General features: G+C 64.5%; 8 protein-coding genes, 1 pseudogene and 1 riboswitch (1 of these 10 running past the window's edge). Of the genes and pseudogenes, 4 read left to right on the forward strand and 5 right to left on the reverse strand.

Going from position 1 to position 10,229, the window contains the following annotated elements:
• On the forward strand, window positions 1-770 hold a 770-nt coding region (locus ACFE99_RS07520; protein WP_375483916.1), incomplete at its 5' end, for an A/G-specific adenine glycosylase.
• On the opposite strand, the gene ACFE99_RS07525 is transcribed toward ACFE99_RS07520, so the two are convergent.
• Window positions 750-1,514 carry an alpha/beta fold hydrolase gene (locus tag ACFE99_RS07525; protein ID WP_375483918.1) on the reverse strand — a complete coding sequence of 255 codons (765 nt, stop codon included), beginning with the start codon at window positions 1,512-1,514 and terminating at the stop codon, window positions 750-752. The genes ACFE99_RS07520 and ACFE99_RS07525 overlap by 21 nt on opposite strands.
• A 23-nt stretch (window positions 1,515-1,537) precedes the next feature.
• Between ACFE99_RS07525 and mhuD the strand changes: the two genes are divergently transcribed.
• The 3 genes from mhuD to ACFE99_RS07540 all read left to right on the forward strand — a co-directional run bounded on the left by mhuD (window position 1,538) and on the right by ACFE99_RS07540 (window position 4,581).
• Window positions 1,538-1,855 carry a mycobilin-forming heme oxygenase MhuD gene (gene mhuD / locus ACFE99_RS07530; protein ID WP_048891088.1) on the forward strand — a complete coding sequence of 106 codons (318 nt, stop codon included), beginning with the start codon at window positions 1,538-1,540 and terminating at the stop codon, window positions 1,853-1,855.
• Window positions 1,830-3,197 carry a serine hydrolase gene (locus ACFE99_RS07535; protein WP_375483921.1) on the forward strand — a complete coding sequence of 456 codons (1,368 nt, stop codon included), beginning with the start codon at window positions 1,830-1,832 and terminating at the stop codon, window positions 3,195-3,197. The genes mhuD and ACFE99_RS07535 overlap by 26 nt, the downstream gene beginning before the upstream one ends.
• Before the next feature lie 34 nt (window positions 3,198-3,231).
• A riboswitch (cobalamin riboswitch) is annotated at window positions 3,232-3,359 on the forward strand.
• Window positions 3,360-3,447: 88 nt separating this feature from the next.
• Window positions 3,448-4,581, forward strand: a complete 1,134-nt coding sequence (locus ACFE99_RS07540) for a HoxN/HupN/NixA family nickel/cobalt transporter (protein WP_375483923.1) — start codon at window positions 3,448-3,450, stop codon at window positions 4,579-4,581.
• A 68-nt stretch (window positions 4,582-4,649) separates the two neighbouring features.
• Here ACFE99_RS07540 and clpC1 read toward each other — a convergent pair whose 3' ends face one another.
• The 4 genes and pseudogenes from clpC1 to ACFE99_RS07560 form a co-directional block, all read right to left on the reverse strand.
• The gene (clpC1, locus tag ACFE99_RS07545) at window positions 4,650-7,202 is read right to left on the reverse strand and encodes an ATP-dependent protease ATP-binding subunit ClpC (protein WP_375483925.1); all 2,553 of its coding nucleotides are present in this window, start codon (window positions 7,200-7,202) and stop codon (window positions 4,650-4,652) included.
• A gap of 253 nt (window positions 7,203-7,455) precedes the next feature.
• The gene (lsr2, locus tag ACFE99_RS07550; RefSeq protein ID WP_375483928.1) at window positions 7,456-7,794 is read right to left on the reverse strand and encodes a histone-like nucleoid-structuring protein Lsr2; all 339 of its coding nucleotides are present in this window, start codon (window positions 7,792-7,794) and stop codon (window positions 7,456-7,458) included.
• 123 nt (window positions 7,795-7,917) lie between these two features.
• Window positions 7,918-9,423 (reverse strand): lysine--tRNA ligase, encoded by a 1,506-nt coding sequence (lysS, locus tag ACFE99_RS07555; RefSeq protein ID WP_375483930.1) that lies wholly within the window; start codon window positions 9,421-9,423, stop codon window positions 7,918-7,920.
• A 129-nt stretch (window positions 9,424-9,552) separates the two neighbouring features.
• Window positions 9,553-10,229: pseudogene (locus ACFE99_RS07560) on the reverse strand (type III pantothenate kinase); it runs 67 nt beyond the window's last position.

A 10,229-nucleotide genomic window follows, 5' to 3' on the forward strand; every position in this document is an offset into this window, starting at 1 on the left:
TCATGCTGCAGCAGACGCCGGTGGCCCGGGTAGCACCGGTCTGGCAGGACTGGGTGGCGCGCTGGCCCACCGCCTCGGCGACGGCGGCGGCCAGCCCGGCCGACCTGCTGCGCGCCTGGGGCAAGCTGGGCTACCCGCGCCGCGCCAAGCGACTGCACGAGTGCGCCACCGTGATCGCCCAAGACCACGACGATATGGTTCCCCGCGACGTCGAGACGCTGCTGACACTGCCCGGCGTGGGCGGCTACACCGCGCGGGCGGTGGCCTGCTTCGCCTACCGCCAGCCGGTGCCGGTGGTCGACACCAACGTGCGCCGGGTGGTTGCTCGCGCTGTGCACGGCCGCGCCGACGCGGCGGCGTCGTCGTCGGTCCGCGACCACGCCGAAGTCGGGGCACTGCTGCCGGATAACCAACTGGCACATCGGTTTTCGGCGGCTCTGATGGAGTTGGGTGCCACGGTGTGCACCGCACGCAGCCCGCGCTGCGGATTGTGTCCGCTGACAGAGTGCGCATGGCGGCGAGCCGGCTATCCACCCACTCTTGGGCCGGGACGGAAAGTTCAAAGCTACGCGGGAACCGACCGTCAGGTTCGCGGATGCCTACTGGACGTGTTGCGCGGCAAGGATTGTCCTGTCACCAAGGCCGAGCTGGACGTGGCGTGGTTGAGCGACATCCAGCAGCGTGAGCGCGCCCTGGATTCGCTGCTCGCCGATGGCCTGGTCACGCGAACCGCCGACGGCCGATATGCGCTAGCGGGCGACGCGCCGTAGGAACGACTCGACCGCCTGCTGGTAGGTGTGCGGGGCCTCGTCATGCACCAGATGGCCTGCTTCTGGTACATGCAAATACCTTGTGCAGTAACCTGTTTCGTACATTTTGCGCATCTGGCCGGGAGGTGTGACGGAGTTACCCGCCTCGATCAGCAGCGCCGGTGCGCGCACCGCCTGCCACTGTTCCCAGTAGTCGCGGGTGCCCCACTCAGCGGCGATCTCGATCCAGCGTTCGACGTGGCCGTGCAGGCGCCAACCGATCGCGGTCCGGTCGAAAGCGTCCAGGAAGTACTGGCCGGCGACGGGCCCGAATTTCGCGAATACCTTTTCCGCAGCGTCAAATTCGACCGGCAGGGCATGCAGCCACGGCTCCCATGGCCCCGTGGTGCGGCCACGAAAATCGGGTGCCATGTCCTCCACCACCAACGCCGAAACCAGTTCGGGCTGCTCCGCCGCCAGACACCACGAATGCAATGCGCCCATCGAGTGCCCGATCAGCCGCGCAGGCGTTCCCAATCCACTCACCGCGTCGCGTAGCTCGGCAACGAAGCGTTCGGTGCTGATCGGGTAGGGGTCGGCGACGTCGCGGCCGCGGTGCCACGGGGCGTCGTAGGTATACACGGTGCCCAGCCGAGCCAGCCACGGTAGCTGGCGCGACCAGGTGCTGCCCCGGCCCATCAAGCCGTGCACCAGTACCAGCGGTTGGCCGTCTCCACCGCGGCGGGTCAGCAGGTCGGTCGGCACGTCGGGCACGGTAGCCTAGCCGCATGCCAGTGGTGAAGATCAACGCAATTGAGGTCCCCCCGAACGCGGGCCCCGAACTGGAAAAGCGGTTCGCGCATCGCGCGCACGCCGTGGAGAACCAACCCGGCTTCCTCGGCTTCCAGCTACTGCGTCCGGTCAAGGGCGAAGACCGCTACTTCGTGGTGACCCATTGGGAGTCCGACGAGGCCTTCCAGGCATGGGCAACGGGGCCCGCCATCGAAGCACATGCCGGTCACCGGGCCAACCCGGTAGCGACCGGCGCGTCACTGCTGGAATTCGAGGTTGTGCTGGACGTTGCCGCAAACCGCCCGACGGCGTAGCGCCAGCCCAGCGAGGCACCGCGCCGCGGCAGTGACCGCCGCGGCTGTGGTGGTCGCCGCTATGGCGCCCGGATGTACTCCGCCTCCGGCACCACCGGCGAACGCCGCGGACGCGGGAGTTCGGATCGATATCAGGACGCCGCCCGGTATGCGCGCGCAGCAAACCGTGGACATGCTCAACTCGGACTGGCCCATCGGCCCGGTCGGGGTTCGTACCCTCGCCGCACCCGACATGGTGGACACTGTCGAGAGCAGCATGGAGGGGCTGTGGTGGGATCGGCCGTTTAAGGTCGACGGAGTCGACATCACTGCCGGCGCCGCCACGCTACATCTGGTCAGCTCATATGGCGCGCGACAGAATATCGAGATCCACACCAACGACGCCACCCTGGTTGACCGCTTCGATGTGGTGACGCAGACTCCGACGATTTCTTCATGGCGTGACCTCGATGCCACATTGAGCAAGACCGGAGCCCGTTACTCCTACCAGGCCGCCAAAGTCAACGACGGCCGCTGTGAGCGGATCGCGGGCACCAACACCACGCAATCTCTTCCGCTGGCATCGATATTCAAGTTGTACGTGCTCTACGCCGTGGCTGACGCGGTCAAGGCCGGAAAGGTGTCCTGGGATGACCAGATGACCGTCACCGAGAAAGGCAAGGCGGTCGGATCGTCGGGATTGGAACTGCCGGTGGGAGCACAGGTTTCGGTGCGCACCGCCGCCGAGAAGATGATTGCGACCAGCGACAACATGGCCACCGACATGCTGATCGGGAAAGTCGGCACCCAGGCTGTCGAAAAAGCGCTGATCGACGCCGGGCATCACGATCCGGCCGCGATGACGCCGTTCCCGACGATGTATGAATTGTTCTCGGTCGGCTGGGGCAAGCCGGATCTGCGCCAGCAGTGGAAGCAGGCTACTCCCCAAGTGCGGGCACAATTGTTGCAGCAGGCGAATTCTCGCGTCTACCGACCAGATCCGAACCGCGCTCACACCCCAGCCTCGGGTTACGGCGCGGAATGGTATGGCAACGCCGAAGATATCTGTCGAGTGCACACGGCACTTCAAGCCGCCGCGGTCGGCAAAGCCGCACTCGTCAAGCAGATCCTGGCAGCCGCCCCGGGTATCGATCTCGACCCGCATGAGTGGCCGTACGTCGGAGCTAAAGCCGGCGGCCTGCCGGGTGATCTGACGTTCAGCTGGTATGCGGTCGATAAGACCGGACAGCCGTGGGTGGTGAGCTTTCAGCTCAACTGGCCGCGTGACCACGGTCCCACGGTGACCGGCTGGATGTTGCGGATCGCCAAGCAGGCCTTCGCGCTGCTGGTTGCGCCACGCTGAACCGCGGACCCAGTTTCGGCGCGACGCGCCTGGCGATATAGCCTCAGTCGCGGGTAATCGTGTGAACGGCGAGGAAACCGGTGCATATTCCGGTGCGGTCGCGCCACTGTGACCAGCGTTTCAGCGTTGGAAGCCAGACCTTCCCGTTCACACATCGCAGATGGGACGCGCAATCCCGGAAGGCGGTCAAGTGTCTGTAGGGCATTCGTCTGCTCAGTCGGCTGGTTTTCGTGAGCGTATCCGCGCCGTGATGTCGACCTGGCATCGCCGCGACCGCATCGAGATCGGCGTGCTTTTCGGTGTGATCGCGCTGATGCACGTCGTAGGTTTCGCGACACTGGTGATGGGCATCGCGCCGCACCGCTACCGCGTCGGAACCGAAATCTTCGGTGTCGGACTGGGCTTCACCGCCTATCTGTTCGGCCTACGGCATGCGTTCGACGCAGACCACATCGCCGCCATCGACAACACCACTCGCAAGCTGATGAGCGGCGACGATGCGGGCCGCGAAGCGGCCCGAGAAGGAGCTGGACAATCGGACCAGCGCGACACAGAGGGAGTCCACCCGAAACCGACATCGGTCGGATTCTGGTTCGCCATGGGCCATTCCACCATCGTGTTGGTAATGGCGGTGCTGGTCGTCGTCGGTGCTCGTGCGGTAGGCGCGCTGGTCGACGACGACTCACCGGTCCGGCATGCACTCGGCTTCGCCGGAACCCTGGCTTCCGGCTTGTTTCTCTACCTCATCGCGGTGATCAACATCGTCGCGCTGGTCGGGATAACCCGTGCCTACACCAAACTCCGGTGCGGCTCCTACTCCGAGGAGGAACTCCAAGCGGCGCTCGACGACCGCGGATTTCTGGCACGTCTGCTCTCGCCGATCATGAACCGCATCAAACGCCCAGTCCAGATTTATCCGGTGGGCGTGCTGTTCGGCCTCGGCTTCGACACCGCCACCGAGGTGGCGTTGTTGGCGCTGGCCGGCACCGGAGCTGCTGCCGGGCTGCCGTGGTACGCGATCTTGGTGCTGCCGTTGTTGTTTGCGGCGGGGATGAGCCTGATGGACACGCTGGATGGCTTGCTGATGACCGCGGCCTACGATTGGGCATTTATGCAGCCGCTTCGCAAGATCTACTACAACTTCACCATCACCGCGCTGTCGATCGCGGTCGCGTTGCTGATCGGGTCGATCGAGCTGGTGTCGATATTGCACGACGATCTGCAGTGGGTGGATCCGGTCACCAATTGGATCAGCTCGATCGACTTGAACAATGCCGGCCTGGCGATTGTCTGCCTGTTCGCCGTCACCTGGCTAGGCGCCATCGCCTACTGGAAGCTGGCCAACATCGAAAACCGCTGGCAGCCGAGCAGCCCCGGCGAATAAGTCGCGAGCGGCCAGTTATGACACGGGATTTCGTCAAAACCGTGCGATAACTGGCCGCTCAGCGGGCCCTATTGCGCAGCCGAGGGCGAGCTGCCGGCGCTGTGGGCACCGGCCTTGGCCAGATCCGGCTCGGCCGGCGTGGCCGGCTTCGGTGTTCCGGTGAACGTGAACACCGCGTCCTCGCCGGAACCTTCACCGTCCCAGTTGTCCACGTCGACGGTGACGAGCTGGCCCGGACCGACCTCCTCGAAGAGGATCTTCTCGCTCAATGCATCCTCGATCTCACGCTGGATGGTGCGCCGCAGCGGACGGGCGCCCAGCACCGGATCGAAGCCGCGCTTGGCCAGCAGCGCCTTGGCCTTATCGGTCAGCACCAGCGACATGTCCTTGCTCTTCAGCTGCTTTTCCAGCCGGCCGATCATCAGCTCGACCATCCGGATGATCTCCTCGCGGGTCAGCTGGTGGAACACGATGATGTCGTCGATGCGGTTGAGGAACTCCGGGCGGAAGTGCTTCTTGAGCTCGTCGTTGACCTTCTGCTTCATCCGCTCGTAGTTGTTCTCACCACCGCCCGGCGAGAAGCCAAGGCCGACCGCCTTCGAGATGTCGGCGGTACCGAGGTTGGACGTGAAGATCAACACCGTGTTCTTGAAGTCGACCGTGCGGCCCTGCCCGTCGGTGAGCCGGCCGTCCTCGAGCACCTGCAACAGGCTGTTGTAGATCTCCTGATGCGCCTTCTCGATCTCGTCGAACAAGACCACCGAGAACGGCTTGCGCCGCACCTTCTCGGTGAGCTGGCCGCCCTCCTCGTAGCCGACGTATCCCGGTGGGGCGCCGAACAACCGCGACGCGGTGAACCGGTCGTGGAACTCGCCCATATCGATCTGGATGAGCGCGTCGTCGTCGCCGAACAGGAACTCGGCCAGCGCCTTGGACAGCTCGGTCTTACCCACACCGGACGGACCGGCGAAGATGAACGAACCGGACGGGCGCTTGGGGTCCTTCAACCCGGCGCGGGTACGGCGGATCGCCTTGGAGACCGCCTTGACCGCGTCCTCCTGGCCAATGATCCGCTTGTGCAGCTCCTCTTCCATGCGCAGCAGCCGGGTGGTCTCGGCCTCGGTCAGCTTGAACACCGGGATGCCGGTCCAGTTGCCCAGCACCTCAGCGATCTGCTCGTCGTCGACCTCGGCGACCACGTCCAAATCACCGGAGCGCCACTGCTTTTCGCGTTCGGCGCGCTGAGCGACCAGTTGCTTTTCGCGATCACGCAGCGCAGCAGCCTTTTCGAAGTCCTGCGCGTCGATCGCCGACTCCTTCTCGCGGCGCGCCTCGGCGATCTTCTCGTCGAACTCGCGCAGGTCCGGCGGAGCCGTCATCCGGCGGATCCGCATCCGGGCACCCGCCTCGTCGATCAGGTCGATGGCCTTGTCCGGCAGGAACCGGTCGTTGATGTAGCGGTCGGCCAGCGTGGCGGCCGCCACCATCGCGCCGTCGGTGATCGACACCCGGTGGTGCGCCTCGTAGCGGTCGCGCAGACCCTTCAGGATCTCGATGGTGTGCTCGACCGTCGGCTCACCGACTTGCACCGGCTGGAAGCGGCGCTCCAGCGCGGCGTCCTTCTCGATGTACTTGCGGTACTCGTCGAGCGTGGTGGCGCCGATGGTCTGCAACTCACCGCGGGCCAGCTTGGGCTTGAGGATCGACGCGGCGTCGATCGCACCCTCGGCGGCCCCGGCACCGACCAGCGTGTGCAGCTCGTCGATGAACAGGATGATGTCGCCGCGGGTGTTGATCTCTTTCAGCACCTTCTTCAGGCGCTCTTCGAAGTCACCGCGGTAGCGCGAGCCGGCAACTAGTGAACCCAGGTCCAGCGTGTAGAGCTGCTTGTCCTTCAGCGTCTCCGGAACGTCGCCGTGCACGATCTTCTGGGCCAGGCCCTCGACGACAGCGGTCTTGCCGACACCGGGCTCGCCGATCAGCACAGGGTTGTTCTTCGTGCGCCGCGACAGCACCTGCATGACCCGCTCGATTTCCTTCTCGCGGCCGATGACCGGGTCGAGCTTGCCCTCCATCGCGGCCGCGGTCAGGTTGCGGCCGAACTGGTCGAGCACCAGCGACGTCGACGGGCTGCCCGACTCGCCGCCACGGCCACCGGTGCCCGCCTCGGCGGTCTCCTTGCCTTGGTAGCCGGAAAGCAGCTGGATCACTTGCTGACGCACCCGCGTCAACTCGGCGCCCAGCTTGACCAGCACCTGCGCGGCCACACCCTCACCCTCACGGATCAAGCCGAGCAGGATGTGCTCGGTGCCGATGTAGTTGTGGCCCAGCTGCAGCGCCTCACGCAAGGAGAGCTCCAGCACCTTCTTGGCACGCGGAGTAAAGGGGATGTGCCCCGACGGTGCCTGCTGACCCTGGCCGATGATCTCCTCGACCTGGCTGCGGACGCCCTCCAGCGAAATTCCCAGCGACTCCAGCGACTTTGCGGCTACGCCTTCACCTTCGTGGATGAGGCCCAACAGGATGTGCTCGGTCCCGATGTAGTTGTGGTTGAGCATCCGGGCCTCTTCTTGCGCCAGGACGACGACCCTGCGGGCTCGGTCGGTAAATCGTTCAAACATCGGTGGTTACCTGCTCTCCCTCACCATCGGTACAGCGGTCGGCGCGCGTACCTGCCATCCACTGTAATGGGCCGCTGCCCGAGGTTCCTACCTATGCGCTACCGACCGCCGCGCACGTCTCATGCTTGAAACACGAACGCAACAGACCAACGCGGAAAACCCACAAAACCTTTCCCGCGCTGCCGGGTGATCAGTTCGCCACCAGCGAAAATATGCCGGCGCCGGAGCCTCGAGCCCCGCGCCGGCTGCGTTGTCAGGTCGCCGCGTGGAAAGCGTCGATGATGTCGGCCGGGATGCGGCCTCGCGAGGACACGTTATGTCCGTTGCGGCGAGCCCATTCCCGGATCGCGGCGCTCTGCTCCCGGTCAATTGCGCCGCGGCCACGGCCCGAGCTGGCGCGCCCACGTCGCCGACCGCCGACCCGGCGACCGGCTTCCACCCATTGCTTCAGGTCGTTACGCAGTTTCGCCGCATTCTTACTCGAAAGGTCAATCTCATAGGTCACCCCGTCGAGGCCGAATTCGACCGTTTCATCGGCGGGAGCCTCACCGTCAAAATCATCGATCAACGTGACGGTCACTTTCTTCGCCATTAGTTCACCCTCTACCGCATCTTCCTGAGCACTTACTGTGCAAGTCGGATTGTGTCCCCATTGGACTAATCTGCCATAAGAAGGCGGTATATTCAATCCCAGTGTTATCGCCGTCGGACGGGTTCAGTTGCTGAGCGGTCGAACAATAGGGAACAAAACTGTCTCCCTAATTGACAGGCCAGTCAAAGCCATCAACAACCGATCGACACCCATTCCGGTTCCGGTGCATGGCGGCATCGCATACTCCAGCGCCGCGAGAAAATCTTCGTCGATGCTCATCGCCTCGTCGTCGCCGGCGGCCGCGGCGCGAGCCTGCGCGGCGAACCGCTCGCGTTGCACTACTGGGTCGATCAATTCCGAGTATCCAGTGGCCAGTTCGATTCCCCGCAGGTAGAGATCCCACTTTTCGGTGACGCCCGCGATACTGCGATGTTGGCGGGTCAAAGGCGTCGTCTCCACCGGGAAATCCTTGACAAATGTGGGCGCGGTAAGACGGGCGCCGACCCTGTGCTCCCACAATTCCTCGACCAGCTTGCCGTGCCGGTAGCTGGGATGGATCTCCACGCCAAGCCGTTCGGCAATGCCGCGCAAGTGCTCAACTGTCGTGTCAGGCGTGATCTCCTCTCCGAGTGCGCTCGACAACGACGGATACATTTGTATCGAAGCCCATTCTCCGTCGATGTCATAGACACTGCCGTCAGGCATCGGTAGTTCTCTGGTGCCGATCGCCTTGTCGGCCACCTGTTGAATAAGCTCGCGGGTGACTACGGCGGAATCCTCATAGGTTCCATACGCTTGGTAGGTCTCCAGCATGGAAAATTCAGGGGAATGAGTCGAATCGGCTCCTTCGTTTCGGAAGACACGATTTAGTTCAAAGACCTTGTCAAACCCGCCGACCACGCAGCGCTTCAGGAACAGTTCGGGGGCGATCCGCAGGTATAGGTCGATGTCGAGGGCATTGGAGTGGGTAACGAAAGGCCGCGCCGCCGCTCCACCGGCCAAAGTTTGCAACATCGGCGTTTCCACCTCGAGGAAGCCACGAGCTTCCAGACCGGCGCGCAGGGCGCGGACGACGGCAATCCGCAGCCGGGCTACTGCTCGCGCCTCCGGACGAACGATCAAGTCGACGTAGCGCTGCCGCACTCGGGACTCTTCGTTCATCTCCTTGTACGCGACCGGCAGCGGCCGCAACGACTTGGACGCCATCTGCCAGAAGTCGGCGAGTACGGACAATTCGCCGCGACGTGAACTGATCACTTCGCCGTGTACGTAAACGATGTCGCCGATGTCGACATCGGCCTTCCACGCATCCAGCGCGTCCTGGCCGACCTTTCCCAAGCTGATCATCGCCTGCAGCTTCGTACCGTCGCCGTCCTGCAGTGTCGCAAAGCACAATTTGCCGGAGTTGCGGATGAAGATCACTCGGCCGGCGACGTCGACGATGTCACCGGTCGCGGTGTCGGCGGGCAGATCGGGATAGGCGGCGCGAATCTGGGCCAGAGTGTGGGTCCGTTCGACGGCGACGGGGTAGGGGTCACGCCCCTCCGCCAACAGCCGAGCGCGCTTGTCCCGGCGGATCCGGAACTGCTCGGGGATGTCTTGAGGACGGTCCTCGTCGGCGGAGCTCACGACGTGCCAGCTTAGAGGAGCCGGTACCCGCGCCTACGAGTGTGCGGTTGCGGCGCCGAGCGTGCGGTGAGGGTGGCGATCCGCCGATTTTTCCGCCCAGGATGCACAGTCGATGAGAGGCGTGTCCGCTCAGCGGGCTGTCTTGAGGCGGCCGCGCTGGCTGTCGCGGTTGCGTTCGAAGACCAGCCGCAGACCGTGCAGGGTCAGATGCTGGTCGTAGTGGTCGACGGTGTGCAGTTCGGGCAGCAGCAGCGGCGCGGTGTGCCCGGTCGCCACCACTGCGACGTCGCCGGCGGCGAAACCGTCCGCGTCGTCGCGAATGCGCTGGACCAAGCCGTCGACTAAGCCGGCGAAGCCGAACACCGCTCCGGCTTGGATGCACTCGACGGTGTTCTTGCCCACCACCGAACGTGGCCGGGCCAGTTCGACTCGGCGCAACGCGGCGGACCGGGCGGCGGCGGCATCGGAGGACAACTGCACGCCGGGCGCGATCGCGCCGCCGAGGAACTCCCCTTTGACCGACACCACGTCGACACAGATCGACGATCCGAAATCGATCACGATCGCCGCTGTTCCGAACTTGTGAAAAGCCGCCAGGCAGTTGACGATTCGGTCAGCGCCGACTTCTTTGGGGTTGTCGACCAGCAGCGGGATGCCGGTGCGCACCCCAGGCTCGATCAGCACGTGCGGGACCGACGGCCAGTACTGGTCGAGCATGACCCGCAGCTCGTGAAGCACCGAAGGAACGGTAGATAGGGCCGACGCGCCGGTGAGCCGCTCGGAGTCTTCGCCGATCAGCCCGTCGC

This window comes from uncultured Mycobacterium sp. (assembly GCF_964249325.1).
In the GTDB taxonomy this organism is placed as follows: Bacteria; Actinomycetota; Actinomycetes; order Mycobacteriales; family Mycobacteriaceae; genus Mycobacterium.

Bases quoted from the DNA above. Each gene is read 5' to 3' on its own strand.
- mhuD (WP_048891088.1), top strand. From the start codon at position 1,538: ATGCCAGTGGTGAAGATCAACGCAATTGAGGTCCCCCCGAACGCGGGC.
- ACFE99_RS07540 (WP_375483923.1), top strand. From the start codon at position 3,448: ATGTCGACCTGGCATCGCCGCGACCGCATCGAGATCGGCGTGCTTTTC.
- clpC1 (WP_375483925.1), bottom strand. From the start codon at position 7,202: ATGTTTGAACGATTTACCGACCGAGCCCGCAGGGTCGTCGTCCTGGCG.
- lsr2 (WP_375483928.1), bottom strand. From the start codon at position 7,794: ATGGCGAAGAAAGTGACCGTCACGTTGATCGATGATTTTGACGGTGAG.